Source organism: Rugamonas sp. FW305-51 (assembly GCF_058786935.1).
On record NZ_JBYSZG010000006.1, the window covers coordinates 192,276 to 218,155 of the forward strand.

The window sequence follows — 25,880 nt, forward strand, 5'->3', positions numbered from 1 at the left end:
CTGTTGAGTTGCGCCCGTTTTGGATTAGAATAAGCCGCAAGGCCTGCCGCCGCCGGCGGCGGGCCGGCCTGGCATTCTGGGACGGGGGACTTACTTGGTACAACGCCTGCTTGCACCCGGCGAGATCGAAGCGCTCGATCACACCGCCATTCCGCGCCTGCTGCTGCCGCAGCCGCGCGACATGTTTGCCGCGCGCGCGGCGCGCCTGCGCCAGCTGGCCAATAACGAAGTCAAAGGCATCCCGGTCGGCGCCACCCTGCGCGGCTACCTGCTGCTGATGGCCGCGCTGGTCGACGCCCAGGCCGCCGTCACGCTGGCCCTGCCGGCCGATGCCGATGCGCTGGCAGCGGCCATCGGCCTGCCCGACGACGACGCCATCGCGCTGGCGCTCAGCCACAACATGCCGCCGTTGCCCGTCAGCGGTGTGCGGCCGCTCGCCTGGCGCGACATTTTCGACAGCCTGCTGGTGCAAATGGGGACGCTGGCCGACAGCCAGCCGCAACTCTCCTCCGTGCTGGACGAACTGCAGGAGCTCACCAACTCCGAACTGGAGGGCTGCGCCGACGCCGTGCTGTCCCAGTTCGGCGAGGGCATCAATCCGCTGCACGCACCGTTCGTGGCCGCCGCCCTGCAGGTGGTGTGGACGCTGCAAGCCAGCCTGCTCGACGCGCGCCGCGTGCAGCCACTGGTGACGGGGGCGCTGTGCCCCGTGTGCGGCTCGCATCCCGTGGCCAGCGTGATCCGCATCGGCGGCCAGTCGCAGGGATACCGCTATCTGCAATGCGGCATCTGCTCCAGCGAATGGCATATGGTGCGCGTCAAGTGTTCCAGCTGCGAGGAAAATGCGCACGTGGCATACCAGAGCCTGGAAGATGCGGAAGCCGCGGCTGCGCCGCCGTCCGAAGCCATCAGCAAGGCCAATGATCCGTCCAAAGTGGCGCGCGCGGAGACCTGCGACGACTGCCACAGCTACCGCAAGATCTTCAACCAGGAGCATGACTACAACGTCGAACCACTGGCCGACGACCTGGCCAGCCTGATGCTCGACGTGCTGGTGGGCGAAGCGGGTTACACGCGGGCCAGCGGCAATCCCCTGTTGTGGTTCAGCGCAGCATGAGCGGTCCGGCTGCGGACGCGGCAACCGGCGCAACCATGGCGGCGGCAACGGCGCGCACGCGCACGCGCAGCGTGCACCTGCCGGCCGTGCATCTGATCCTGTCCGATCCATCCTGCCAGCCGCTGTTGGCCGAATATGGCCGCGTCCAGACCCTGGCCGCAGCCCGCGCGCTGCTGGCCGAACTGCGCAGCGACATGCTGCATGTGGCAGCCGCCGGTGCCGGTGCCAGCGCAGCCACTGGCGCCGGCGCCGGCACCGCCGCTCGCACCTCTGCGCCTGCGGATATCTCGTCCACTGCCGCCGGCGCCATCGCACCATCCCCCGCCGCTGACGAAATCACCATCCCCGCCCTGACCGCCCTGTTGGCGCAGCGCCTGGCACAGGCCAACCGCAGCCCGCTGCGGCCCGTCTTCAACCTGAGCGGCACCGTCCTGCACACCAACCTGGGGCGCGCGCTGCTGCCCGACAGCGCCGTGCAGGCGGTAGTCGAAGCGCTGCGCTGGCCCATGAACCTGGAATGGGACCTCGACACGGGCAAGCGCGGCGACCGCGACGAGCTGGTGGAAGCGCTGCTGCAGGAACTGACGGGCGCCCAGGCCATCACCGTGGTCAACAACAACGCCGCCGCCGTACTGCTGATGCTCGACACGCTGGCCCATGGCCGCGAAGCCATCGTCTCGCGCGGCGAACTGGTGGAAATCGGCGGCGCCTTCCGCATCCCGGACATCATGCAGCGCGCCGGCGCCACGCTGCGCGAAGTGGGCAGCACCAACCGCACCCACCTGGCCGACTACGTCAATGCGGCCGGAGCGCAGACGGCGCTGCTGCTCAAGGTCCATTGCAGCAATTACGCCATCACCGGCTTTACCAAAAGCGTGGCGGTGGCCGAACTGGCGCCGCTGGCACGCAGCCGGCAGATCCCGCTGGCAGTGGACTTGGGCAGCGGCACGCTGGTCGACCTGGAACAATACGGCCTGCCGCATGAGACGACGGTACGCGAGACCATCGCCGCCGGCGCCGACCTGGTCACCTTCAGCGGCGACAAGCTGCTGGGCGGGCCGCAGTGCGGCATCATCGCCGGCCGCGCCGACCTGATTGCGCAGATCAAGCGCAACCCGCTCAAGCGCGCGCTGCGCGTCGGCAAGCTGACACTGGCCGCGCTGGCGCCCGTGCTGGCCCTGTACCGGGCGCCCGACCTGCTGCCCGAACGCCTGACCACACTGCGCCTGCTCACGCGCCCGGCCGCCGACATGCGCGCGCAGGCGCAAGCCATCTTGCCGCTGCTGCAGCGCGTGCTGGGCGCCGGCTACGAAGTGCGCGACGAAGCCATGACGAGCCAGATCGGCAGCGGCGCGCTGCCGGTGGACCGGTTGCCCAGCCACGGCCTGAGCGTGCGCGCCGCGCCCGGCTCGCGCATCGGCGACGCGCTGGGTGTGCTGGAGCGGCGCCTGCGCGCCCTGCCCGCCCCCGTGGTCGGCCGCATCGCGCAGGATGCGCTGTGGCTGGACCTGCGCTGCCTCGATAGCGGCCAGCAGGAACGCTTCATGCTGCAACTGGAACAGCTGGCCATATGATCGTCGGCACGGCAGGCCATATCGACCATGGCAAGACCACCCTCACGCGCGCGCTGACGGGCGTCGATACCGATCGTCTGAAGGAAGAAAAGGCGCGCGGCATTTCCATCGAACTCGGATACGCCTATCTGCCGCTGGACAACGGCGACGTGCTGGGCGTGATCGACGTGCCGGGCCACGAAAAATTCATCCGCACCATGGCGGCCGGCGTGACCGGCATCGACTACGCGCTGCTGGTGGTGGCGGCCGACGACGGCATCATGCCGCAGACGCTGGAGCACCTGGCCATCCTGCGCCTGCTGGGCGTACGGCGCGGCGCCGTGGCCCTGACCAAGGCCGACCGCGCCGACGCACCACGGCTGGCGCAAGTGGAAACGGAAGTAGCCGCCCTGCTGGCAGCCATGGGCTTCGATGACGTGCCCCTGTTCCGCACCAACGCCACGGCAGCGGGCGACGCCGGCGTGGCGGCACTGCTGGCGCACCTGGCCGACGCGGCCCGCAAGCTGCCCGCGCGCGACGAACAGCGCCTGTTCCGGCTGGGCGTGGACCGCGTGTTCACGCTGGCCGGTCAAGGCACCGTCGTCACCGGCACCGCGCTGGCCGGCGGCGTGCGGGTAGGCGACATGCTGCAACTGGCGCCTGGCGGCCAGCAGGTGCGTGTGCGCAGCATCCACGCGCAGAACCGCGCAGCGGAGCGCGGCCTGGCAGGCCAGCGGCTGGCGCTGAACCTGGGCGGCGTGGGGCGCGAGGATATCGCCCGCGGCAGTTGGATCGTATCGCCTGCGCTGGCCGCGTGCTGCGAGCGTTTCGACGCCGATTTATCCCTGCTGGCCGGCGCCGGCGCGCCGCTCAAGTCCTGGTCGCCGCTGCACGTCCACCTGGGCGCGGCCCACCACACGGCGCACGTGGTGCCGCTGGACTGCGACGTGCTGGCTCCCGGCCATACCGGTCGCGTACAACTGGTGCTGGACGCGCCCGTGCATGCGGTCCCAGGCGACCGCTTCGTGATCCGCAACGCGCAGGCCAGCGCCACCATTGGCGGCGGCGTCGTACTGGATCCGTTCGGACCGGCCCGCAAGCGGCGCAGCAGCGAGCGCCTGGCGTGGCTGGATGCCATGTCCAGCCATGTCGCCAGCGGCGACCTGGCCGCGCTGCTGGCCTGCAGTCCGCGCGGCCTGCGCCTGTCTGCGCTGACCCGCCTGACCCTGCTGCCGGCGGACCGCATCGCCGTGCCGCCGGACGCAGTGCGCATCGCGCTGACGGGAGGCGACGTACTGCTGATCGCCAGCGCCAGCATGCTATCGCTGCAGGAACGCGCCATTGCCGCACTGGCCCAATTCCATGCCCGCGCCCCGGATGAGGCGGGACCGGAACTGTGGCGGCTCAAGCGCATCGTGGCGCCCGATGCGGAAGACAGGCTGTGGAGCGAACTGGTGGAACAGCTGGTCGCGGCAGGACGGATTTGCCGGCGCGGCCGCAGCCTGCACCTGCCCAGCCACAGCGTCGAACTCAGTGCGCAGGACCAGGCACTGGCGACACCCTTGCTGGCAGCGCTGCTGGCGGGCGGCTACGACCCGCCCTGGGTACGCGACCTGGCGCGCGAAAACAGCATGCCGGAGGCGGAGGTGCGCCGCCTGCTGCGCAAATTGAACCGCAGCGGCGAAGTGGGGCAAGTGGTGCCGGACCTGTTCTACCATCCGGCCCGGCTGGCCGAACTGGCGGACATGGTGGCGGCCCTGCCCGAAGCGCAGGCCGCATCGTTCCGCGACGCCGCGGCGCTGGGCCGCAAGCGCGCCGTCCAGCTGTTGGAATACTTCGACCGGGTCGGCTATACTCGGCGGGTAGGCAACCTCCATTTGATACGGCCCAACGCCGTATGGTGTTAGCGGCATTGGCGCACCGCCTTGGCGCACCGCCTTGGCGCACCGCCTTGGCGCACCACCTTGACGCACAGTTGACGTACCAAGAGGAAGGCATACTCATCCGGTGATGGGGCCGGGCTTCAAACCCGGTGGGGGGCGTCAGCCGCTCCCTCGTAAGTTCGACTCCTACTGCCTTCCGCCCCTCCCCTTGCGCTTGCGTTCAGCGGGTGTTCGTCCGCGATCACCAGCAGGACACCCTCGAAGCGCGCCAGGATCCGCCAGGCATCGCTATCCACCCAGCTGCGCTCGCGGCGGATGATGGCGGAAAAATCCGGACCGAACGCCACGTCATGGGCGACCGGACGCCCGCTCGCTCAATGCCTCCCCCGCTCCGCCGCCAGTTTTTCAGTCAGTGTCTTGCGTGCCTCCGCCACCAGCTGTTTGCAGCCATTCGGATCGCCCAGCAATGCGTGGGGCCGGGCGTGAAGCGGGCCGTCAGGTGGTTGGCACCCAGCGTCAGCACTTCGTCGTCGCGCACGGCGCGCACATTGGCCACGGGCGGATAAGGCGTGGTGTTTTTGAATTGAGGTCAATTTTACTGTCATACGGGCGTCATGCCGACAATCTAACATTGCTGGTTTTTTAACCCAGCCATGCTCCGTGCCGCCTGCCGGCAAACGGTGCGGTCCTCACCACAGTCACTCAACCATGTCCATGCTCACCCAATTCCATCCTGCCCCACGCATTACCCGATTGACCATGGCGCTCGCCAGCGCCGGCCTGTTTGCGGCGGCCCTGCATCCGGCGCTCGCCCAGCAGGCCGTAGCGGCCGATGCGCTGGCGCCGGCCGCGGCGCTGACACAGGTGGTCGTCAAGGCGACGGTCGAGAAGAAAAAGCTGGGCGACAGCGTCAGCGGCGGCGCGCTCGGGCGCCGCTCCGAGCTCGATACGCCGTTTTCGACCAAGGCCGTCAGCAGCGACGAAATCGAAGACCGGCTGGCCACCAGCATCGCCGAAGTGCTCAAGTACGACGCCTCCGTCACGGCCATCAGCCCCAGCGTGGGTACCCATCCGGCCACCATCGCCATGCGCGGCCTGCGGCTCGATGACCTGAACGGCTACAAGATCGACGGCCTGGCCAACATTAACCGCGGCACGGAAATGCCGCTCGAAATGTTCGAAAGCGTGGAGGTGCTCAAAGGCCTGTCCGGCTTCATGTACGGCTTCGGTTCGCCCGGCGGCATCGTCAACTACGTCAGTAAGCGCCCCACCACGGAGCGCAGCTTCAGCGCCGCGATCGGCTACCAGCAAGGTGGCGCCATCAAGGAGCACTTCGACATGGGCGGGCGCGTGGGCGAGGACGCCAGCGTGGGCTACCGCCTGAACCTGGTGCACGAGGATGGCGACGTGGCCGAGGACGACGGCGCCATCAACCGCAACGCGGCCGGCCTGAACCTGGACTGGCGCGTCACGCCCGACCTCACCCTGTCCTACGATGCGCTGTACCAGCGGCGGCGCACCGTGGGCGGCACTGACATCGTCACCAGCCCGCAGTTCGCCCTGCCCGCCCCACTGCGCGGCGACACGCACCTGAACAGCGCCGGCGCCGGCAACAACGTCGAATTCGACCTGGGCACCCTGGGGCTGCTGTACCAGCTGGCGCCGGACTGGCGCGCCAACGTCTCGTACCGCACCTCGGACTCCACCCGCGTCTACAAGAAGGACCAGTACTACCTCACCAGCGACAGCGGCAATTACCGCGACCGCGTCACCTCCGAGCTGCATGGCTACCACTTCAAGCAGTGGCAGGCGAGCGTGGAAGGCAGCGCCGCCACCGGCACGCTGCGCCACCAGATCGTGGCCGGCGCGATGACGCAGGAACTGACGTCAGTGTCGTCCGTCGTCACGCCCAAGCCCTACATCGGCACCGGCAACCTGTACGCGCCCACGCTGTTCTCGGTGGCCAGCGTGAACTACAGCGGCGGCACCTACGAGGACGGCAAGACCACCCAGGATGCACTGTTCGCCAGCGACACGGTGCAGCTTTCCGCCGGCTGGTCGGTGCTGGCCGGCCTGCGCTACACGCGCTTCAAGGATGTGGCCTACACCACCGCCAACGCCGTCAGCGCCAGCTACCCGGCCAACAAGACGACGCCCACGCTGGCCCTGATGTACAAGCCGGCCGCCGACACCACGTTCTACGGCAGCTACGTGGAGGCGCTGGAACAGGCCAGCAGCGCGCCCACCTCCAGCGTGAACGCCAACCAGACCTTCGCCCCGCTCAAGAGCAAACAGGCGGAGGCCGGCGTGAAGACCGAGCGCGCGGGGTGGAACGCCAGCGCCGCCCTGTTCCGCATCGAACGCGGCGCGCAGTACACCAACGCGGCCAACGTCTACGTGGCCGACGGCCAGACCCGCTACCAGGGCCTGGAATTGAACACCGTGGTGCAGGCGGCCAAGAACCTGTCGATCGAAGGCGGCCTGCTGCTGCTCGACGCGACGCTGCAGGACGCGGCGCCTGCCGTCACCGGCAAGCGCGCCGTGGGCGCGCCGCGGCGCCAGGCTTCGCTGCAGCTGACGTGGCGTCCCAACCTGCTGCCGGGACTGGCGCTGCACGCGGGCACGCAGTACCTGGGTCAGCTGGCCATGGATGCGGCCAATGCCCACACGCTATCTTCGTATGCGCTGTTCGACGCCGGCTTGAACTACCGCTCGCGCATCGGCGGCAAGATGGTCAGCCTGCGCGCCAACATCACCAACGCCGGCAACCGCAAGTACTGGACCTTCTACCAGGAGAACTACCTGAACGTGGGCGCACCGCGCACGGCCAGCGTCAACCTGAGGGTCGACTTCTGATGCGCGCACGCCCAGGCATCGCATGGCCGGGCGGGCCTGTCGCCTCGGCCCTGCTGGCGGTGCTGCTGACCGCCAGTACCCCCGCTGGCACCGCGCTTGCCGCCGGCGCCGACACGGACGCGCGGTTCTACCAGACCAAGACGCCGTATCGCCCGCGGCAGGACATGGCCACGTACCAGCCCGTCCCGGCCGGCTACCGCGCCGTGCAGACGCAGATGCTGGCGCGCCACGGGTCGCGCGGGCTGACCGGATTCAAGACCGACCTGGCCCTGTACAACCTGTGGCTGCAGGCCAGCCAGGACGGCGCGCTCACACCGCTCGGCGCCGCGCTGGGGCCGGACCTGCGGCAAATGATGCGGGCCAATTTCCTGCTCGGTTACGGCGTGCCGGGCATCGGCAAGCCCGGTTACGGCAACGAGACCTTGCAGGGCATACAGGAGCACACGGCGCTGGCCCGGCGCATGCAGCAACGGCTGCCGGAACTGTTCCGCGAGGCCGCAGCCTACGCTGCCAGCACCAATGGCGCAGCAAACCAGCCGCGCCGTATCACCGTCGTCAGCTCCGGCAAAGACCGGGCGGTCGACAGCGGCGCTTTCTTCGTCCAGGCGTTGCTGGCGCGGCAGGCGGGGCTGGCGCCACTTCTGGACTATCCACCCGCGCACGCGCCGCACCCCGCCAGCGAGGGTGGCAAGCGCACGGCGGGCACGGACCGCTACCTGCTCTACTTCCACCAGTTGAACGCAAGGCAGGACAAGGTCAGCGATCCAGCCGATCCGCTGTACCGCACCTATATGGACAGCCTGGCCTACCAGGCCTACGTCGACAGCGCGGACCTGCGCGCCAAAGAGCGCGATATCCTGAATCAGCCGCGCCTTGCCGACGCGGCGAAGGTAGTGCTCGCGCGCCTGTTCACGTCCTCCTTCGTCGCATCCCTTTCGCAAGGACGGCGCAGCACCAACAACGGTACGTTCAGCTACACCAGCGACGATGGCAAATTGGTCCAGACCTTGACCGGCGACGGCCACACCATCATCGACAGTCCGACGGCGGCCGCGCTGGCGCTGTACGAACTGTATTGCGCAGCGGCCGACATGCAAGGAGAAGGCGTGCCGGACTTCGGCCGCTACTTGCCGTCCGTGCAAGCCGCAGTGTTCGCCGAGACAGACGACGCGCTCGGTTTCTACCGCAAAGGCCCGGCCAGCGCGGGCAACGGCGGCGTCACCTACCGCATGGCGCAGCTGCTGCAGGACGACTTTTTCGAGACAGCCGATGCGGCATCGCGTGGCGATTTATCGCAAGTGGCCAAACTACGCTTCGCCCACGCCGAAACGGTGGTGCCGTTCGCCGCCTTGCTCGGACTGCGCAGCATGTCGGAAGCGCTCCCCGATGGCATCGCCTACCGCTACGATAGCAGCCCGTGGCGCGGCGAAACGGTGGCGCCGATGGCCGCCAATGTCCAATGGGATGTGTATCGCAATGCTGAGGGAAACACGCTGGTGCGCATGCTGTACAACGAAGAGGAAACCGCCTTCAAGCCTGCCTGCGACGGTGCCCGCATCGGGCCGGGCAGCTTCTATTACGATTATGCGCGACTCAGGGTGTGCTACCTGAAGCTGCCTTGATTCACTCGGCAAGAGGAAGAAAAATCGAAGTCACATCGGATGCGCCGAAAACCGGACGCCAAGCGCACGAACCACTTTGAGGATGGTGTCAAGACGCGGCTTCGCGCCCGGAGCGAGGGCCTTGTAGAGGCTCTCCCGACCTAATCCTGCGTCCTTGGCAACTTGCGCCATCCCCTTCGCTCTCACCTGGGCCGCATCGCGCAGCGTTGCCCCAGCGGCCGATTCCGCGCGGGCGCTCCGTTTGGCCGCGCGCGAACCGGACGCCGAGGGCGCGCCTGCCTGCCCGTCTCCGATTGCGCCACCACCAGTCCCCTTACCGCGCCCGTTCAACAAGGGATAGCTGGCCAGCTTTCCTTCGTTCTGCGCCAGCCAGTCTGCCATTTTCGGCCCCAGACGGGCATTCTGCCGCACTTCCGTCAGCAACGCCGTCAATTTGCCGTTTCCCCTGCCTAGGTAAGCGACTATTCCAGCCAGCAGCGCGACCACGATGATTGCATGGCCACGCGCGAACGCGTGCGCGGCAATGTAGGTGGTGCCCGGATTGTAGTCCGCGCCGTAGTGCGGTCCGTCGAAGGAACCGGGGCGCAGGTCGGGTATCGGCCCCCATGCCTCCCTGAAACCATCGATATACTCACGGATGGCACGCGGCACGCTGTCGAGCATATAGCCCACCACGTCCTTCAGGCCCAGGAAGCCTAGCAACAGGTCGCCTGCCTGCGCCCCCAACAGCGCGCCGGCGGTGGCGCCAGGCAACGCGCCGCCGCCAAATGCCAGCAACCCAAGGCCGCCGCCAATAGCGCCACCAGCTAGCGCACTGCCGCCGATATACAGCGCAATGTCATGGCAGACATGCCGCAGAACCGGCCAGATATCGTCCAGGGCAATGCCAGCCAACCTGGATTGCAGCGCGCGTAGCGCAATCGTCTCGGATTCCGTAATGGCCTGGCGCACCCGCTCCGCGCGCGCACCAATGCGCATGTGCCTGAACCCGTCCCAGTGGGGGGCAACCGGGAGATAGGGACAATCCGCCTGCCGGCGGCGAGCAATGGCTTCGTCCTGCAGGGCATCGTGCCGCAGCAGGCAGGCATAGTACTCGGAGCGGTCGAAGCGATAGCTGCTCATGGCGGGCGGCTGTGAGTTCGTTTCCGCACAGCATGCGCCGCTGCCTGATTCCGGCGTTGAGCCAAGGCAAACGCCGGCATGATGGATGGGCTCACCTGGCGTTCGTAACCACCGCTAACGGTGCCCAAAGAAAAAGAATACTTGGCGGATTAAGGGGAATGCCTGAGGGGGTATGTCAGAGGGCGGCGTTCCCGATTTACCTATGGTCTAATTCGGTCCAGTTCGAGCCGGTTGCGGCTAATTCGGGCTGGAATTTCCACGCGCCAGTCCATAACTGTCTACGAAATCCAGGCCAGAGTCTAATCTGGTCGCTTTTTTTGACGTGAAAGTCTAAAGCGAACCAGCTTCCGATGCCACTGTCCAATTTGTAGACTGATTAAAGTGGAAGAGAAACGTGGACGCCAGGCAAGCCAATTCCGTGCCGCAATTTGCAGGATGTGATTTGACGAAAGACTAGGCAGGCTATAAGTTGCCGTTGCCTCTCCACATCGGTCTAAACCGCGGCGGCGAAAAGTCTAATTCGGTCCTGGGGTTGCTTTGCGGAGTCGATAGAAGTCTACAGAATGTGGCGAACTGGAAATTCTGGACACGATTAGCCGGGAATCGCATAATTTCGACCGAATTAGATAGCGGGGACAAAAAGAAGACCGGCCCCCTCCAGCCCCGTGCTGTCTCCCGCTAATCCGTGAAAAAACCCAAAAAAGGGGTACAAAAAAGGGGTACGTCCCCATTTCCGTCCCCATTTCCCCATCCTCATCTCCCGAAGATCAAAGCCGAGTTTCCCGGCAATCCAAGAAAAGCCCCCAAAAAAAAAACCGCCAGGCTCACGCACTGGCGGTTTTTTGTTTCAGCCTAAGCCGAACCGATTACTGGGCGGCGGCAGCGCCACCTTCTTCAGCGGCGGCTTTCATCGACAGCTTCAGGCGACCGCGGTCGTCCGTTTCCAGGACCTTGACGCGCACTGCCTGGCCTTCTTTCAGGTAGTCGGCCACGGCGTTCACGCGCTCGTTGGCGATCTGCGAGATGTGCAGCAGGCCATCCTTGCCCGGCATGACTTGCACGATCGCGCCGAAGTCCAGCAGCTTCAGGACTACGCCGTCGTAGGTCTTGCCCACTTCGACCGAGGCGGTCAGCTCTTCGATGCGGCGCTTGGCTTCCTGGCCGGCAGCAGCGTCCACGGAGGCGATGGTGACCACGCCTTCGTCGCTGATGTCGATCTGGGTGCCGGTCTCTTCGGTCAGCGCGCGGATCACGGCGCCGCCCTTGCCGATCACGTCACGGATCTTCTCTGGGTTGATCTTGATGGTGATCAGGCGCGGTGCGAAGTCCGACAGCTCGGTCTTCACGTGCGGCATGGCCTTCTGCATTTCGCCCAGGATGTGCTCGCGGCCTTCCTTGGCTTGCGCCAGTGCCACTTGCATGATTTCCTTGGTGATGCCCATGATCTTGATGTCCATCTGCAGTGCCGTGATACCGTTGCGGGTACCGGCTACCTTGAAGTCCATGTCGCCCAGGTGGTCTTCGTCACCCAGGATGTCCGACAGCACGGCGAACTTGCCGCCTTCCTTGATCAGGCCCATGGCGATACCGGCCACGTGCTCTTTCATCGGCACGCCGGCATCCATCAGCGCCAGGCAGCCGCCGCAGACGGAAGCCATCGACGAGGAACCGTTCGATTCCGTGATTTCCGACACCAGGCGCACCGAGTAGCTGAACTCGTCAGCCGATGGCAGCGCGGCGATCAGCGCGCGCTTGGCCAGGCGGCCGTGGCCGATTTCGCGGCGCTTGGGCGTACCCACGCGGCCCGTTTCGCCGGTGGCGAACGGTGGCATGTTGTAGTGCAGCATGAACGAGTCGGTGAACTCGCCCATCAGCGCGTCGATCTTCTGGCTGTCGCGCGCGGTGCCCAGGGTGGCTACCACCAGCGCCTGCGTTTCGCCGCGGGTGAACAGGGCCGAGCCGTGGGTGCGTGGCAGCACCGAGGTGCGGATCGCGATCGGACGCACGGTGCGGGTGTCGCGGCCGTCGATGCGTGGCTCGCCGTCCAGGATCTGGGAGCGCACGATCTTCGCTTCCATGTCGAACAGGATGTTGCCCACTTCGGCCGCATCCGGTGCCTCGGCGGTCGCTTCGGCGGCCAGGTCGGCCATCACTTCATTGGTCGCGGCCTTCAGCTTGGCGGTACGCTCCTGCTTGTCCTTGGTCAGGTAAGCATCGCGGATTTTCGCTTCGGCGAAGTGCGCCACGCGGGCGATCAGCGCTTCGTTCTTGGCTGGCGGCGCCCATTCCACTTCCGGCTTGCCGCCGTCGCGCACCAGCTCGTGGATCGCGTCGATCACGGCCTTCATCTGGTCGTGGCCGAACACCACGGCGCCCAGCATGATTTCTTCCGACAGTTGCTTCGCTTCCGATTCGACCATCAGCACGGCCGTTTCGGTACCGGCCACCACCAGGTCCATCTGCGACGTCTTCAGTTGCTCGACGGTCGGGTTCAGGATGTACTGGCCATTGGCGTAACCGACGCGGGCGGCGCCGATCGGGCCGTTGAACGGCACGCCGGAAATGCACAGGGCGGCCGAAGCGCCGATCATGGCAGGGATGTCCGGATCGATTTCAGGGTTGACCGACAGTACGTGAATGATGATCTGCACTTCATTCAGGTAACCTTCCGGGAACAGCGGACGGATAGGACGGTCGATCAGGCGGGAAGTGAGCGTTTCTTTTTCCGAAGGACGGCCTTCGCGCTTGAAGAAACCGCCGGGGATCTTGCCCGCGGCATAGGTCTTTTCAACGTAATCGACGGTCAGCGGGAAGAAGTCCTGACCTGGCTTGGCGTCCTTGCGTGCCACCACGGTGGCCAGGATCACGGTATCTTCAATCGATACCATGACGGCGCCAGATGCCTGGCGGGCGATTTCGCCGGTTTCCAGCGTGACCTGGTGTTGACCGTACTGGAAGGTTTTCGTAACTTTGTTAAACATGGGTATTCCCTTTCTATTTGCCGACAGATTTTCAGGGGCTGTCGTTCACCTCACCACAGGCGGCGTCTCCTTGTAAGATGGTCCGCCTTTACTGCTCTTTCACTGCTCTTGCACTGCTCACTGCTACTGCTCTACTGCTCTACTGCTCTGCTACAAAACCGGGGTCTTGCGTATTCGGGAATGCCATGTTGCGGTGCCAAGAGGCTGTTCCTCTTAGCAATAAAATGCCGGGCCAAATGACAAAATGCCCGCGTCAGAGAACTGGCGCAGGCATTTCGGTTTAAACCGGGAGGCGCAAAAATTACTTACGCAGGCCGAGTTTAGCGATCAGATCGCGATAACGGGTTGCATCTTTACCCTTCAGGTAAGACAGCAGGCTCTTACGACGGTTGACCATCATGATCAGGCCGCGGCGCGAGTGGTGATCCTTGCTGTGGGCCTTGAAGTGGCCGTTCAGTTCGTTGATGCGTGCGGTCAGCAGCGCAACTTGAACTTCCGGGGAGCCGGTGTCGTTTTGACCACGGGCGTTGTCCGCGATGATCGCGGCTTTGTTGATGTTTTCTACGGTCATGATTTTACCTTTAACATGCGGTGCACAGAGTCTGGACCCTACGCATCGTGAACTTCAAAAAAAACCGGCCCGAAGACCAGACCCGCAAGTATATCGGAAAAACGGCGCGCATTGCCAGTGTTGGCTACAATTCTTGCTGTCTTCTCCTTGATCTGGAGCGTGGCGAGATGAAAAACGTAATCACTTTGGCAATTTTATCCGCGCTGGCAAGCGCTTGCGCAGGCTGGGGCGGCGCCGTACCGGCCCCGGGCGAGCCGGAGGCGGCCGTACGGGCCACGCTCGGCACGCCTACCGCGACCTACCGCGACGGCGCCGACACGCTGCTGGAATATGCGCGCGGGCCGTCCGGCCAGTACACCTACATGGCCCGCCTCGACCCGCAGGGCCGGCTCGTATCATATGAGCAGGTACTCACCAGCGCCCGTTTCGGCGCCGTGCGCATCGGCCGCGACAACCGCGACACCATCCTGCATACCTTTGGCCGCCCGGCCGAGGTGCTGCGCTTCGCCTACAGCCCGGCCGACGTGTGGATGTACCGCTACAAGGAGCAGGATGTGTGGAATTCCGTCATGTACGTGGAATTCGCGGCCGACGGCACGGTGGGCAAGATGACCAACGGCCCCGATCCGGAGCGGGAGTCGCGCCGCAACCGCTAGCCGACGGCCGCGCCCTAGCGCGTGGACAAAATCCGGAACGGCCCGCCGGACAGCTCGTCCGTACCGACCTCCTCGATGGCGACATGGCGCACCTGCGCGGCCGGCGGGCCGCGCCTGGCCCACACGATGATGGCCTCCAGCGCCGCCAGTTCACCGTCGACGCAGGCCTCCACCGAACCGTCGCGGCAGTTGCGCACCCAGCCCGCCAGGCCCAGCGCCACGGCCTGGTCCGCGAACGAGGCGCGATAACCGACGCCCTGCACCCGCCCTTCTATCAGCAACCGTTTAGCCATCCGCCGCCTCGCCCGTCCGATAAATGGCATCATCGCCGCCACCATACTACCGCGTCGGCGGCACACCGTGGCGCACCGGCGACGCCACGGTCAGCGGGCGCCCTGCCGGCAGGCCTGCACCACCAGCTGCGCAAAGGCGGCCGGGTCATCTTCCTGGATGAAGTGACCGCCGCGCAAGGTGGTGTGGGGCTGGCCCCGGGCGCCCGGTATCCGGCGGATGAACTCGGCATCCAGGCCGCGCGTGATGGGGTCGCCATCGCTGTAGCAGCACAGGAAGGGCTTGCTCCAGCCGTCATACACGCTCCAGGCGCGGCGCTGGTCGGGCACGGCCACGTTATCTGCCTCCACCGGCACCAGCGACGGGTAGATACGGGCGGCAGCCGTGTAGCTGCTGTCTGGGAAAGGCGCGTCGTAGGCGGCGATCTCGTCGCGCGACATGCGGCGCTTGGTGCCGCCCTGGACGATGCGGCCGATCGGGAACCACGGGCTATGGCGCGAGAACGCGCGCCAGATGCGGAACATGGCGGACATGCCGGTCCCGGCCGGCAGGCCACCGTTGCTCAGTACGATACGGCTGAAGCGCTCCGGCATCTCCGCCGCCAGGCGCAAGCCGAACAGCGAGCCCCAGTCCTGGCATACGAGGGTGATGTCGCGCAGGTCCAGCGCTTCGATCCAGTGGCGCAGCCAGGCCACTTGGCCGGCGTAGCTGTAGTCGCTGCGTTCGCTCGGCTTGTCCGACTTGCCAAAGCCGATCAGGTCCGGTGCCAGCACCCGCATGCCGGCCGCGGCCACCGGGCCTATCATGTGCCGGTACAGGTACGACCAGGTGGGCTCGCCGTGCAGCATCAGCACCGGCGGCGCATCGCGCGGGCCTTCGTCCACGTAATGCAGGCGCAGTTCCGGCGTGATCTGGTGATAGTGGGGAAGGAAGGGATAATCCTTCAAGTCATTAAAACGGCTGTCTGGCGTGCGCAGTATCTGCACCATGGTCTCCTCAGTATGCAGCCGAGCGATGTCGGCGTATGGGTTGCGCAGTTGCGCGGCAGCGGATAGAAGCGCCGCCATCGAAGTTCGGTATGAACTTTCGCTCTGGCTTTGAACGCCATTGTCCAAGGTGCACCTTGCGCCGGCTTGTTATTTTCTGACAAACGCTTGTCATTTTGCCCGCCCCGCCTGTCGGTGGCCAAGCGAAAGGCGATGCGCACCGTTTCAGGCGGTGAGCTGATACAACTGATACAGGAGATGGAATTGAAGCGGAAATGATGTACCGGCGGCCGGCTTGCGTGCGCCGGCCGCCGCCCCGCCCCGGCGACTGTGCGCCAGGGCGGGCAAGGCGTCAGATCTGCGGATTGACCCGTTCGATCTTCGAGTGCAGCTTGTTGAGCGCCGACAGGTACGCCTTGGCCGAGGCCACGATGATGTCGGGATCGGCGCCCACGCCGTTGACGATGCGCCCTTCCTTGGACAGGCGCATGGTCACCTCGCCCTGCGACTGGGTGCCGGTGCTGATGGCGTTGACCGAGAACAGCACCAGTTCGGCACCGCTGGCGGCCTGGCCTTCGATGGCGTTCACGGTGGCGTCCACCGGACCGTCGCCGCGGCCTTCGCAGCTGTATTCTTGGCCGTCGATGGAGAACACCACCTTGGCCGTCGGCGTCTCGCCCGTCTCGGAGCGCTGCGCCAGCGACACGAAGCGGTAATGCTCCTTGTCCTGCGATTGCTGCTCGTCCGACACCAGGGCCATGATGTCTTCGTCGAAGATGTCGGACTTGCGGTCGGCCAGCTCCTTGAAGCGGCCGAAGGCGGCATTCACTTCCGCTTCCGAATCGAGCTCGATGCCCAGTTCCTGCAGGCGCTGCTTGAAGGCGTTGCGGCCCGACAGCTTGCCCAGCACGATCTTGTTGGCGGTCCAGCCCACGTCTTCGGCGCGCATGATCTCGTACGTCTCGCGCGCCTTCAGGATGCCGTCCTGGTGGATGCCGGAGGCGTGCGCGAAGGCGTTGGCGCCCACCACGGCCTTGTTGGGCTGCACGGCGAAGCCCGTGATCTGCGACACCATCTTGGAGGCCGCCACGATCTGGGTGGTGTCGATCCCCACCTGCAGGTTGTAATAGGCCTGGCGCGTGCGCAGCGCCATCACCACTTCTTCCAGCGCCGTATTGCCGGCCCGTTCGCCCAGGCCGTTGATGGTGCATTCGATCTGGCGCGCGCCGCCTATCATCACGCCGGCCAGCGAGTTGGCCACGGCCAGTCCCAGGTCGTTGTGGCAGTGCACGGACCAGATGGCCTTGTCGGAATTGGGGATGCGCTCGCGCAGGCGGCGGATGGTCTCGCCGAAGATTTCCGGCACTGCGTAGCCCACCGTGTCGGGGAAGTTGATGGTGGTGGCGCCTTCGGCGATCACCCCTTCGAGCACGCGGCACAGGAAGTCCTCGTCCGAACGGCTGCCGTCTTCCGGGCTGAATTCGATATCGTCGGTGAACTGGCGGGCGAAGCGCACCGCGTTCTTGGCCTGCTCCAGCACCTGCTCGGGCAGCATGCGCAGCTTCATTTCCATGTGCAGCGGCGAGGTGGCGATGAAGGTGTGGATGCGCTTGCGCTCGGCCGGGGCCAGCGCTTCGGCCGCGCGCGAGATGTCGCGGTCGTTGGCGCGCGACAGCGAGCAGATGGTCGACTCGCGCACCGCGCCGGCGATGGCCTTGATCGATTCGAAATCGCCTTGCGAGGCGGCGGCAAAACCGGCTTCGATCACGTCCACGCGCAAGCGTTCGAGCTGCTTGGCGATGCGGATCTTTTCATCCCTGGTCATCGAGGCGCCCGGCGATTGCTCGCCGTCGCGCAGGGTGGTGTCAAAGATGATCAGGCGGTTGGACAGGTTACTCATGATGGCTCCGTGGCGTTACACAAAATATCTCTGGGCCGACCGCCCGCCGCAATCAGCGGCGCTCGCTCGGGTCGACCGGTTCGTCGTCGGTCGGGATCAGGCTGACCGGCTTGCCCTTGGCCACCCGCCAGGCCGAGACGGCATAGCCGGACAGGCCGTAGGCGATGAAGATGGGGAACAGGACCTTGGGCGGGTCGATCGAAACCAGTGCGAACATCAGCGCGATCAGGAACACGGCAATGAACGGCACCGACTTGCGGAAATTGACATCCTTGAAGCTGTAGAACGGCACGTTGGTGACCATGGTCAGGCCAGCGAACACGGCGATGCTCCACGACACCCAGCGCAGTTCGATGCCCGACACTTCCTGGTCCACCATCAGCAGGATGAAGCCGGCCACCAGCGCGGCCGCGGCCGGGCTGGGCAAGCCCTGGAAGAAGCGCTTGTCGACCACTTCGATGTTGGTGTTGAAACGGGCCAGGCGCAGCGCGGCGCCGGCGCAATAGACGAAGGCGGCGATCCAGCCCAGCTTGCCCAGGCCGCGCAGCGACCATTCATAGACCACCAGCGCCGGCGCGGCGCCGAACGACACCATGTCCGACAAGCTATCGTACTGGGCACCGAATTCGCTCTGGGTGTTGGTCAGGCGGGCGATGCGCCCGTCCAGGCCGTCGAGCACCATGGCGATGAAGATGGCCCAGGCCGAATGCTCGAAACGCTGGTTCATGGCCATCACGATGGCGTAGAAGCCGCAGAACAGGGCGGCCGTGGTGAAGGCATTGGGCAGCAGGTAGATCCCGCGCGGACGGGGCTTGACGGCGCCCTCGGCCAGCGGCTGGCGTGCGAAGCGACCCAGGCGGGACAGCTTGGGCGCCTTGGCGGCCTGGTTGGCGCCGTTCTTGGCTCTGCGACGGGGGAAAGTGGCCATATTGTTCCAATTCTAAGTGCTGCGGGCGGTGCGCGCGTTATTTTTGTCAGCGTGTTGCGCCATCATTATAGAGGACGAGACAACAAAAAAGGGACTGGCGCACCGGGCCGCCCGCTGTCCTGCGCTCTGTCCTCGCCTCTGCCCTGCCCTCTGCCCGGCCAGGCCGCCTGGCACGCCTTGCCCTTACTTGAACTTCACCTTGCCCACCAGGTGCATCTGCAGCGTCGTCTCGCCCGGCTCGAAGCTCGGTTCGGCCACTTCGGCGCTGTCCATCATTTTACCGGCCCGCATCATCATGGGCGCGGCCCGCTCGCTCTGCTGGGCGTAGTTGCCGGAGCCTTCGAAGTCCACCGTGTCGAGCACGGCGTCGCTCACCTTGCGGCCCATGGCGGCGGCGATCGAGGCCACGCGCTCGTTCAGGTTCTGGTAGGTGGCGGCGATGCGCTGGTCGTCGAGCTTTTTGGTCGTTTCCGGGGTCAGGCCGAACTGCAGGCTGTTCAGGCTCAGGATGCGCTGGGCGGCGGCCACCGTCTTGGGCAGGCCGGCCAGGTTGGTGGTGCTCACTTGCAGGTACTGGCCCACGCGCCAGGCGGTGGGCACGCGCGGCTTGGGCGCCACGCCGTTGGGCATGGGGCGCTCTTCCGGATAGACGGGATAGGTGTAATAGCCCTGGGTTTTCAGGCTGGCCTGCGGGTCGGCCTGCTTGACGAGCTCCAGGCCCTGCTTCATTTTCTGGTTGACGCGCGAGGCGGCGGCAGCCTTGTCCTTGTCCTGCTCTTCCACGGCCAGCACGGCCAGTGCCATGTCGTTGGCGTGCTTGACTTCGCCGAAGGCGGGCACCACCACCAGCGTGCCGGCTGTCGGCAACGGTTCGGGCGGAGCCGCCTGCGCGGCCAGGGCAAAGGAAACGGCGGCAACGGCGGCGAGTTTGTGGATGACGGTCATGGCTTGCTCCAGGTTGAAATATAGACAAGCAGCACTGTACCCGATCTTGCCGCGGAGGCCAGTAACAACTGGTGAGCTTTTGTAACTACATTCAAGCACGATCAATACGCTACTTGTGCACGTGTGCTGTCATGCGCAGATCATGCCTCACTGCCGCGTCGGCCATCGTGCACCATATCCGCTGTTCTTGCAACACGTAGTTTTCGTATCTACAATAACCTTATGCGTGTGACCTACGATACGGGCAAGCGCGACAAGACATTGACCGAGCGCGGCCTTGATTTTGCGGACGCCCAACGCGTCTTTGCGGGCACAACGTTCGAAGTCGAGGATGCACGCAAAGACTACGGCGAACGCCGCATCATTTGCTACGGCCTGCTATCTGGCCGCATGGTCGTGATTGGCTACACGCCGCGTTTAACCGGACGCCACATTTTTAGCATGAGGAAAGCCAATGAACGCGAAAAAAAGCGCATCGCTCCACTCCTTGGGATCGGATCTGGCGCAGGTTGACGCCCATCACATCCAGCCCGAGGAATACCTCGAGCTGCCTGAAATTACCGACGACATGCTGGTGCATGGCACGGTGAACAAGGGTGGACGCCCCCGGCTCGCCCATCCCCGCCAGCTGATTTCCCTGCGCCTCCCGGCCGACGTGATCGCCCGCTGGAAAGCCACCGGGCCGGGCTGGCAAACGCGCATGGCCGAGCGCCTGAGCGAAATCTGAACACTGGGCCGAACACTGCGCCAGACACGGCCGGGCGAAAAAAAGCCGGGAACGCATCCCGGCTTCTTTACGTGGCGAAGATGCAGCTTAGTTCTTCGACTGGTCGACCATCTTGTTCTTGGCGATCCAAGGCATCATGGCGCGCAGCTTGGCGCCCACTTCTTCGATCTGGTGCTCAGCCGTCAGGCGGCGGCGCGAAATCAGGGTCGGGGCACCGGCCTTGTTTTCCAGGATGAAGGACTTGGCGTATTCGCCGGTCTGGATGTCCTTCAGGCACTGACGCATCGCATCCTTGGTGGCCGAGGTGACCACTTTCGGGCCCGTCACGTACTCGCCGTATTCGGCGTTGTTCGAGATCGAGTAGTTCATGTTGGCGATGCCGCCTTCGTAGATCAGGTCGACGATCAGCTTCAGTTCGTGCAGGCACTCGAAGTAAGCCATCTCGGGAGCGTAGCCGCCTTCGACCAGGGTCTCGAAACCGGCCTTGATCAGTTCCACGGCGCCGCCGCACAGCACGGCCTGTTCGCCGAACAGGTCGGTTTCCGTCTCTTCACGGAAGTTGGTTTCGATGATGCCGGCACGGCCGCCGCCGTTGGCCGAAGCGTACGACAGGGCGATGTCGCGGGCGATGCCGGACTTGTCCTGGTACACGGCGACCAGGTGCGGCACGCCGCCACCCTGGGTGTAGGTGGCGCGCACGGTGTGGCCTGGGGCCTTGGGTGCAACCATGATCACGTCCAGGTCGGCGCGTGGCACGACTTGGCCGTAGTGCACGTTGAAGCCGTGGGCGAAGGCCAGCACGGCGCCCTGCTTGGCGTATGGCGCCACGTTTTCGTTGTAGACCTGGGCGATGTTCTCGTCCGGCAGCAGGATCATGATGACGTCGGCGGCCTTGACGGCGTCGTTCACTTCCGCCACTTTCAGGCCGGCCTTCTCGACCTTGGTCCACGAGGCGCCGCCCTTGCGCAAGCCCACGGTGACGTTGACGCCGGAGTCGCTCAGGTTTTGCGCGTGGGCGTGGCCCTGCGAGCCGTAGCCGATGATGGCCACGTTTTTGCCCTTGATCAGGGAGAGGTCAGCGTCTTTGTCGTAGAAAACTTTCATGATAATTCCTATATTTGGGGTATTGTTTGTTTGAAGCCGTGCGTCAGGGACGTCCGGTTAAACCTTGAGGATGCGTTCGCCGCGTCCGATGCCGGAACCGCCGGTACGTACCGTCTCCAGGATGGAGGCACGGTCGATCGAATCGATGAACGCGTCGAGCTTGCCCTTGTTGCCGGTCAGTTCGATCGTGTACGTCTTCTCCGTCACGTCGATGATGCGGCCGCGGAAGATGTCGGCGGTACGCTTCATTTCTTCGCGTTCCTTGCCCACGGCCCGTACCTTGATGAGCATGAGCTCGCGCTCGATGTGGGCGCCTTCCGTCAGGTCCACCACCTTGACCACCTCGATCAGGCGGTTCAGGTGCTTGGTGATCTGCTCGATGATGTCGTCCGAGCCGCTGGTGACGATGGTCATGCGCGACAGGGTCGCGTCTTCCGTCGGCGCCACGGTCAGCGTTTCGATGTTGTAGCCGCGGGCCGAGAACAGGCCCACCACGCGCGACAGCGCGCCCGCTTCATTTTCCAGCAATACAGAGATAATGTGTCGCATCTTATAAGTCCTCCGAACCCAACAGCATTTCGGAGAGCCCCTTGCCCGCCTTCACCATCGGCCATACGTTTTCAGATTGATCGGTGATGAAGTTCATGAACACCAGCCGGTCTTTCATGCCAAACGCTTCCTTGAGCGCGCTTTCCACGTCGCCCGGTTTCTCGATGCGCATGCCGACGTGGCCATAGGCCTCGGCCAGCTTCTCGAAGTTGGGCAGCGAATCCATGTAGGACTCGGAATAGCGCGAACCGTAGTCGATCTGCTGCCACTGCCGCACCATGCCCAGGAAACGGTTGTTGAGCATGATGATCTTCGGCGTCAGGTGGTACTGCTTGCAGGTCGCCAGTTCCTGGATGCACATCTGGATCGAACCTTCACCCGTGATGCAGGCGACGGTGGCATCCGGATTGGCCATCTGCACGCCCATGGCGTACGGCAGGCCCACACCCATGGTGCCCAGGCCGCCCGAGTTGACCCAGCGCTTGGGTTTGTCGAACGGGTAGTACTGGGCCGCCCACATCTGGTGCTGGCCCACGTCGGAGGTGATGAAGGCGTCGCCCTTGGTCACTTCCCACAGCTTCTGCACGACGGCCTGGGGCTTGATCACCAGGTCCGAAGTCGGATACTTGAGGCACTCGCGACCGCGCCACTCGTTGATCTGCTTCCACCAGTCCTTGAGCGCAGGCGCGTTGGGCTTGGTCTCGGCCGCGTCGAGCTGGGCCAGGAATTCGATCAGCACGTCCTTGACGTTGCCGACGATGGGAATGTCGACCTTGACGCGCTTGGAAATGGACGATGGATCGATGTCCACGTGGATGATCTTGCGCGGGTGGCTGGCGAAGTGTTTCGGGTTGCCGATCACGCGGTCGTCGAAGCGGGCGCCGATGGCGATCAGGACGTCGCAGTGCTGCATCGCCATGTTCGCTTCATAGGTGCCGTGCATGCCGGGCATGCCGACGAACTTCTCGTCGCTGGCGCGGTAGGCGCCCAGGCCCATCAGCGTATTGGTGACGGGGAAGCCCAGCTTGTCGACCAGCTTGTTCAGCTCGGGCGAGGCATTGGCCAGGATCACGCCGCCGCCGGTGTAGATCATGGGGCGCTCGGCTTGCAGCAGCAGCTGCACGGCCTTGCGGATCTGGCCCGAATGGCCCTTGTCGACCGGTTTGTAGGACCGCATCTCGACCTCTTTCGGGTACGAGAAGGTGGTCTTGTGCATCGAGATATCCTTCGGAATATCGACCAGCACGGGGCCGGGACGGCCGGTACGGGCAATGTAGAAGGCTTTCTTGATGGTTTCCGCCAAGTCCTTGACGTCCTTGACGAGGAAATTGTGCTTGACGACGGGACGGGTGATACCGACCGTGTCGCATTCCTGGAACGCATCCTGGCCAATCGCGTGGCTGGGCACCTGGCCCGAAATGACCACCATCGGGATCGAGTCCATGTAGGCGGTCGACAGGCCCGTGACGGCATTGGTCACACCGGGACCGGAGGTCACCAGGGCGACGCCGACTTTCTGCGAGCTGCGCGAATAGGCATCGGCGGCATGGATCGCGGCCTGCTCGTGGCGTACCAGTATGTGTTGGAATTTGTCTTGCTTGAAGATGGCGTCGTAAATGTACAGAACGGCACCGCCCGGGTAGCCAAAGACGTGCTCAACGCCCTCTTCGGCCAGGCAGCGCACGACGATTTCCGCGCCTGTGAGTTGATTTCCTGCTGCTTCGGTATTCATGAAACATTCCTTTCAAGGTCCATTGGAGATTGATCGGATGCTCTGTCCTAGCGAAGTATGCGTACTGCTACAGCTTTGCCCTGCTTCCCTTTTCGATGCGCTCACGGTGCCTCTTCCGCTAGCCGTAGATAGCGTACAAGGCGTCGCTGGACGCAAACTCGTTTGGCCGGATTGATCTGTAGCGGTTGTGCGTACCTCTCGCGCTTGTGGCGCGGGTTAGAGCAAACTGCCTACATATGAAAGCGCGTCGTGTCGATTGCGGCGTTGTGTGCCAGCGGCGACCAGACCATAGAGCTTCGGGGTGTTCAAAGCGTCCCATACGGTACCACCGGCACGGCCGTTTGGGCAAGCAAAATTATGCGCCGGGCGCCATTCTGGTGCGCCGGCATGCAAAAAACATGCGTAAACGGCCAATTTTTGCTAGCATGCGCTCAGTTTTTACAAAACGTCACACGCAACACTCCCGGCCTTCGCGCCCCCAGATTCCGGCATCCCCGGCAAAACGCTCCACGACGCATGGCAACAGACAAAGAATTATCCGACTTTCTAGAAAACGTCGAGCGGCGCGCCTTTAAACAAGCCGTCTACGCAGTACGCAAGGACGAATCCGCACTCGACATCGTGCAGGACGCGATGATCAAGCTCGCCGAAAAATACGGCGACAAGCCGGCCGCCGAGCTGCCCATGCTGTTCCAGCGCATCCTGCAGACCACCATCCTCGATTATTTCCGCCGAGAAAAAGTACGCAATACCTGGGTCAGCCTGTTCTCGGGCCTGGGCCCCTCGGGCGACGACCATGAGGACTTTGATATACTGGAGTCCTACGAGGCCGAACAGGGTACTGCTGCCGCCGAGTCCAGCGCCGACCAGGTCGAACGCCAGCAAATGCTGGCCCTGATCGAGAGTGAAGTACAAAAACTGCCCGCGCGTCAACGGGAAGCCTTCCTCATGCGTTACTGGCAAGATATGGACGTGGCCGAAACGGCCGAAGCGATGGGTTGTTCCGAGGGGAGCGTCAAAACGCATTGCTCACGAGCAACTCACACACTCGCCGAGGCGCTGCAGGCCAAGGGAATAAAACTATGAATACCGAAGAACTCAATTTCGCATACAAGGTGCGGCACGCGCTCAACGAGCGGCTCGACGAGCTGCCGGCATCGACCACGGACCGTCTGGCCCAGGCCCGCAAGGCAGCCATGGCCCGCAAGAAGGCCGACGCGCCGCTGCGCGTCAAGCAGGCGGCGCTGGCCACGGCCGGCGCCGGCGGCACGGGCAGCCTGGGCAGCTACTTCTCGCAGCCATTCTCGTGGCTGGGCCGGGCCAGCATGGTGATCCCCCTGCTGGTGCTGGTGACGGGCTTGATCGGCATCTATCAGTACGAACAGCAACAGCGCATCGCCGAACTGGCCGAGCTGGACGCGGCCGTGCTGTCGGACGAGCTGCCGCTGTCGGCCTACCTGGACCACGGCTTTAACGCCTACCTCGCCCAAAGCGAGCAATAAGCATGACAGGTTTCAGCAGTCGGGCAAAACTGGGGGTGGCGGTGGCGGCAGGCGTGATGGCAGCGGTGGCCGGCACGGTCTGGGTCGGCACGCGTCCGCCGCCGGCGGCACCGGCGGCCAGCGTCGCGGCGGTCGCACCGTCGGCGTCGGCATCGGCTGCCGCCGGCAAGCCTGGCACGGGCGGCAAGCAGCATGGCGCCGCGCCCAAGGCACTGGACAAGCCCCTGTGGAAGGAATTAACCGCGTTGCAACAGCAAGCCCTGCTCCCCCTGCAAGTGGAATGGGACCAGATGGAAGGCTTGCGCAAGCAAAAATGGCTGAAGATCGCCAACCGCTACTCGTCCATGACGGCCGACGAACAGGCCCGCGTGCGTGAACGCATGAACGAATGGGTCACGATGACGCCCGAACAGCGGCGCCAGGTGCGGGAGAATTTCGCCCGGACCCAGAAGATCGGCTCGGGCAACAAGTCGGCCCAGTGGGAAGAGTACCAGCAGTTATCGGACGAACAGAAACAACAGCTGGCCGCGGCGGCCGCCGTGAAGAAACAGGTGGCCAACCTGCCCACGCTGGAGCAAAGCAAGATGAAGACGGTGGCGCCGATCAAGAAGAACGTCACGCCTCCGCCGTCGATCGCGCCGATCACGGCCACGCCGACGGTACCGGCCGTGCCAACGGGCGCCCCTGCGGCTGCGCCGGCCGCCGGCGCCGCACCGGCGCCTGCCTCTACGCCGGCACCGGCCAGCACCAGCGCCGCTCCGGCAGCGTCCGTGGCGCCGGCCGGCACCACGCCCCCGGCCGCCAACCCGGCCAGCGCACCCGCATCCACGAATGTCAAATAGTCCCACCCCGAGT

21 protein-coding genes, 1 tRNA gene and 2 pseudogenes are annotated in these 25,880 nt (G+C 64.8%); 12 read left to right on the top strand and 12 right to left on the bottom strand.

The features are described 5' to 3' along the window. Window positions 1-94 precede the first annotated feature (94 nt). The 6 genes from fdhE (at window position 95) to AC3WOS_RS07030 (ending at window position 9,031) form a co-directional block, all read left to right on the top strand. Window positions 95-1,117: a formate dehydrogenase accessory protein FdhE gene (gene fdhE, locus AC3WOS_RS07005; protein WP_492715163.1), complete on the top strand. Its 1,023-nt coding sequence runs from the start codon at window positions 95-97 to the stop codon at window positions 1,115-1,117. Then, on the top strand, window positions 1,114-2,691 hold the full coding sequence (selA, locus tag AC3WOS_RS07010; RefSeq protein WP_492715164.1) for an L-seryl-tRNA(Sec) selenium transferase: 1,578 nt from the start codon (window positions 1,114-1,116) through the stop codon (window positions 2,689-2,691). The genes fdhE and selA overlap by 4 nt, the downstream gene beginning before the upstream one ends. After that, the gene (gene selB / locus AC3WOS_RS07015) at window positions 2,688-4,577 is read left to right on the top strand and encodes a selenocysteine-specific translation elongation factor (RefSeq protein WP_492715165.1); all 1,890 of its coding nucleotides are present in this window, start codon (window positions 2,688-2,690) and stop codon (window positions 4,575-4,577) included. The genes selA and selB overlap by 4 nt, the downstream gene beginning before the upstream one ends. Before the next feature lie 82 nt (window positions 4,578-4,659). Next, window positions 4,660-4,752 (top strand) — tRNA-Sec (locus tag AC3WOS_RS07020). A 560-nt stretch (window positions 4,753-5,312) separates the two neighbouring features. Further along, window positions 5,313-7,409 (top strand): TonB-dependent siderophore receptor, encoded by a 2,097-nt coding sequence (locus AC3WOS_RS07025; RefSeq protein WP_492715166.1) that lies wholly within the window; start codon window positions 5,313-5,315, stop codon window positions 7,407-7,409. Then, window positions 7,409-9,031 carry a histidine-type phosphatase gene (locus AC3WOS_RS07030; RefSeq protein ID WP_492715167.1) on the top strand — a complete coding sequence of 541 codons (1,623 nt, stop codon included), beginning with the start codon at window positions 7,409-7,411 and terminating at the stop codon, window positions 9,029-9,031. Before AC3WOS_RS07025 ends, AC3WOS_RS07030 begins: the two co-directional genes overlap by 1 nt. Before the next feature lie 30 nt (window positions 9,032-9,061). Here AC3WOS_RS07030 and AC3WOS_RS07035 read toward each other — a convergent pair. From AC3WOS_RS07035 to rpsO, 4 genes and pseudogenes are all read right to left on the bottom strand, one after another. Beyond that, a pseudogene (locus AC3WOS_RS07035) lies at window positions 9,062-9,217 on the bottom strand (addiction module antidote protein); the annotation flags it as partial. A 180-nt stretch (window positions 9,218-9,397) separates the two neighbouring features. Then, window positions 9,398-10,153: pseudogene (locus AC3WOS_RS07040) on the bottom strand (DUF6861 domain-containing protein); the annotation flags it as partial. A gap of 866 nt (window positions 10,154-11,019) precedes the next feature. Further along, window positions 11,020-13,134, bottom strand: a complete 2,115-nt coding sequence (pnp, locus tag AC3WOS_RS07045) for a polyribonucleotide nucleotidyltransferase (RefSeq protein WP_492715168.1) — start codon at window positions 13,132-13,134, stop codon at window positions 11,020-11,022. Between the two features lie 301 nt (window positions 13,135-13,435). Continuing rightward, window positions 13,436-13,705 carry a 30S ribosomal protein S15 gene (rpsO, locus tag AC3WOS_RS07050; protein WP_173594619.1) on the bottom strand — a complete coding sequence of 90 codons (270 nt, stop codon included), beginning with the start codon at window positions 13,703-13,705 and terminating at the stop codon, window positions 13,436-13,438. A gap of 185 nt (window positions 13,706-13,890) precedes the next feature. Here rpsO and AC3WOS_RS07055 point away from each other — a divergent pair, with 185 nt between their 5' ends. After that, the gene (locus AC3WOS_RS07055) at window positions 13,891-14,361 is read left to right on the top strand and encodes a hypothetical protein (protein WP_492715170.1); all 471 of its coding nucleotides are present in this window, start codon (window positions 13,891-13,893) and stop codon (window positions 14,359-14,361) included. Between the two features lie 14 nt (window positions 14,362-14,375). Here the strand turns inward: AC3WOS_RS07055 and AC3WOS_RS07060 are convergent, their stop codons facing one another. The 5 genes from AC3WOS_RS07060 to AC3WOS_RS07080 all read right to left on the bottom strand — a co-directional run bounded on the left by AC3WOS_RS07060 (window position 14,376) and on the right by AC3WOS_RS07080 (window position 19,411). Continuing rightward, window positions 14,376-14,654: an acylphosphatase gene (locus AC3WOS_RS07060; RefSeq protein WP_492715171.1), complete on the bottom strand. Its 279-nt coding sequence runs from the start codon at window positions 14,652-14,654 to the stop codon at window positions 14,376-14,378. 90 nt (window positions 14,655-14,744) lie between these two features. Continuing rightward, window positions 14,745-15,641: a haloalkane dehalogenase gene (locus tag AC3WOS_RS07065; RefSeq protein WP_492715172.1), complete on the bottom strand. Its 897-nt coding sequence runs from the start codon at window positions 15,639-15,641 to the stop codon at window positions 14,745-14,747. Between the two features lie 349 nt (window positions 15,642-15,990). Further along, window positions 15,991-17,538, bottom strand: coding sequence for a 2-isopropylmalate synthase (locus AC3WOS_RS07070; RefSeq protein WP_492715173.1), 1,548 nt, complete (start codon window positions 17,536-17,538; stop codon window positions 15,991-15,993). 52 nt (window positions 17,539-17,590) lie between these two features. Continuing rightward, window positions 17,591-18,466, bottom strand: coding sequence for a CDP-diacylglycerol--serine O-phosphatidyltransferase (gene pssA, locus AC3WOS_RS07075; protein ID WP_492715174.1), 876 nt, complete (start codon window positions 18,464-18,466; stop codon window positions 17,591-17,593). 183 nt (window positions 18,467-18,649) lie between these two features. Continuing rightward, window positions 18,650-19,411: an SIMPL domain-containing protein gene (locus AC3WOS_RS07080; RefSeq protein ID WP_492715175.1), complete on the bottom strand. Its 762-nt coding sequence runs from the start codon at window positions 19,409-19,411 to the stop codon at window positions 18,650-18,652. 222 nt (window positions 19,412-19,633) lie between these two features. On the opposite strand from AC3WOS_RS07080, the gene AC3WOS_RS07085 reads away from it, so the two are divergent. Together AC3WOS_RS07085 and AC3WOS_RS07090 are read left to right on the top strand one after the other, a co-directional pair. Beyond that, window positions 19,634-19,924 (top strand): BrnT family toxin, encoded by a 291-nt coding sequence (locus AC3WOS_RS07085; RefSeq protein ID WP_492715176.1) that lies wholly within the window; start codon window positions 19,634-19,636, stop codon window positions 19,922-19,924. Then, window positions 19,899-20,138 (top strand): BrnA antitoxin family protein, encoded by a 240-nt coding sequence (locus tag AC3WOS_RS07090; RefSeq protein WP_492715177.1) that lies wholly within the window; start codon window positions 19,899-19,901, stop codon window positions 20,136-20,138. The genes AC3WOS_RS07085 and AC3WOS_RS07090 overlap by 26 nt, the downstream gene beginning before the upstream one ends. Before the next feature lie 87 nt (window positions 20,139-20,225). Here the strand turns inward: AC3WOS_RS07090 and ilvC are convergent, their stop codons facing one another. Genes ilvC through AC3WOS_RS07105 form a run of 3 tightly spaced genes read right to left on the bottom strand, consistent with a single transcriptional unit; the run spans window position 20,226 to window position 23,523 of the window. Then, window positions 20,226-21,242 (bottom strand): ketol-acid reductoisomerase, encoded by a 1,017-nt coding sequence (gene ilvC, locus AC3WOS_RS07095; protein WP_492715178.1) that lies wholly within the window; start codon window positions 21,240-21,242, stop codon window positions 20,226-20,228. A gap of 57 nt (window positions 21,243-21,299) precedes the next feature. Then, entirely contained in the window at window positions 21,300-21,791 is a 492-nt protein-coding gene (gene ilvN / locus AC3WOS_RS07100; protein WP_093389534.1) for an acetolactate synthase small subunit, read from the bottom strand. Between the two features lies 1 nt (window position 21,792). Beyond that, window positions 21,793-23,523: an acetolactate synthase 3 catalytic subunit gene (locus AC3WOS_RS07105; RefSeq protein WP_492715179.1), complete on the bottom strand. Its 1,731-nt coding sequence runs from the start codon at window positions 23,521-23,523 to the stop codon at window positions 21,793-21,795. Window positions 23,524-24,039: 516 nt separating this feature from the next. Between AC3WOS_RS07105 and AC3WOS_RS07110 the strand changes: the two genes are divergently transcribed. The 3 genes from AC3WOS_RS07110 to AC3WOS_RS07120 are packed head-to-tail and all read left to right on the top strand — an operon-like array spanning window position 24,040 to window position 25,867. After that, entirely contained in the window at window positions 24,040-24,609 is a 570-nt protein-coding gene (locus AC3WOS_RS07110; protein WP_492715180.1) for an RNA polymerase sigma factor, read from the top strand. Continuing rightward, on the top strand, window positions 24,606-25,025 hold the full coding sequence (locus AC3WOS_RS07115; protein ID WP_492715181.1) for a DUF3619 family protein: 420 nt from the start codon (window positions 24,606-24,608) through the stop codon (window positions 25,023-25,025). The genes AC3WOS_RS07110 and AC3WOS_RS07115 overlap by 4 nt, the downstream gene beginning before the upstream one ends. A gap of 2 nt (window positions 25,026-25,027) precedes the next feature. Beyond that, window positions 25,028-25,867, top strand: coding sequence for a DUF3106 domain-containing protein (locus AC3WOS_RS07120; RefSeq protein WP_492715182.1), 840 nt, complete (start codon window positions 25,028-25,030; stop codon window positions 25,865-25,867). The last annotated feature ends 13 nt before the right edge of the window (window positions 25,868-25,880 follow it).

Bases quoted from the DNA above. Each gene is read 5' to 3' on its own strand.
- ilvC (WP_492715178.1), bottom strand. From the start codon at position 21,242: ATGAAAGTTTTCTACGACAAAGACGCTGACCTCTCCCTGATCAAGGGC.
- selA (WP_492715164.1), top strand. From the start codon at position 1,114: ATGAGCGGTCCGGCTGCGGACGCGGCAACCGGCGCAACCATGGCGGCG.
- ilvN (WP_093389534.1), bottom strand. From the start codon at position 21,791: ATGCGACACATTATCTCTGTATTGCTGGAAAATGAAGCGGGCGCGCTG.
- AC3WOS_RS07085 (WP_492715176.1), top strand. From the start codon at position 19,634: ATGCGTGTGACCTACGATACGGGCAAGCGCGACAAGACATTGACCGAG.
- pssA (WP_492715174.1), bottom strand. From the start codon at position 18,466: ATGGCCACTTTCCCCCGTCGCAGAGCCAAGAACGGCGCCAACCAGGCC.
- AC3WOS_RS07030 (WP_492715167.1), top strand. From the start codon at position 7,409: ATGCGCGCACGCCCAGGCATCGCATGGCCGGGCGGGCCTGTCGCCTCG.
- selB (WP_492715165.1), top strand. From the start codon at position 2,688: ATGATCGTCGGCACGGCAGGCCATATCGACCATGGCAAGACCACCCTC.
- pnp (WP_492715168.1), bottom strand. From the start codon at position 13,134: ATGTTTAACAAAGTTACGAAAACCTTCCAGTACGGTCAACACCAGGTC.
- AC3WOS_RS07115 (WP_492715181.1), top strand. From the start codon at position 24,606: ATGAATACCGAAGAACTCAATTTCGCATACAAGGTGCGGCACGCGCTC.
- AC3WOS_RS07065 (WP_492715172.1), bottom strand. From the start codon at position 15,641: ATGGTGCAGATACTGCGCACGCCAGACAGCCGTTTTAATGACTTGAAG.
- rpsO (WP_173594619.1), bottom strand. From the start codon at position 13,705: ATGACCGTAGAAAACATCAACAAAGCCGCGATCATCGCGGACAACGCC.
- AC3WOS_RS07070 (WP_492715173.1), bottom strand. From the start codon at position 17,538: ATGAGTAACCTGTCCAACCGCCTGATCATCTTTGACACCACCCTGCGC.
- AC3WOS_RS07025 (WP_492715166.1), top strand. From the start codon at position 5,313: ATGGCGCTCGCCAGCGCCGGCCTGTTTGCGGCGGCCCTGCATCCGGCG.
- AC3WOS_RS07110 (WP_492715180.1), top strand. From the start codon at position 24,040: ATGGCAACAGACAAAGAATTATCCGACTTTCTAGAAAACGTCGAGCGG.
- AC3WOS_RS07060 (WP_492715171.1), bottom strand. From the start codon at position 14,654: ATGGCTAAACGGTTGCTGATAGAAGGGCGGGTGCAGGGCGTCGGTTAT.
- AC3WOS_RS07080 (WP_492715175.1), bottom strand. From the start codon at position 19,411: ATGACCGTCATCCACAAACTCGCCGCCGTTGCCGCCGTTTCCTTTGCC.
- AC3WOS_RS07120 (WP_492715182.1), top strand. From the start codon at position 25,028: ATGACAGGTTTCAGCAGTCGGGCAAAACTGGGGGTGGCGGTGGCGGCA.
- AC3WOS_RS07105 (WP_492715179.1), bottom strand. From the start codon at position 23,523: ATGAATACCGAAGCAGCAGGAAATCAACTCACAGGCGCGGAAATCGTC.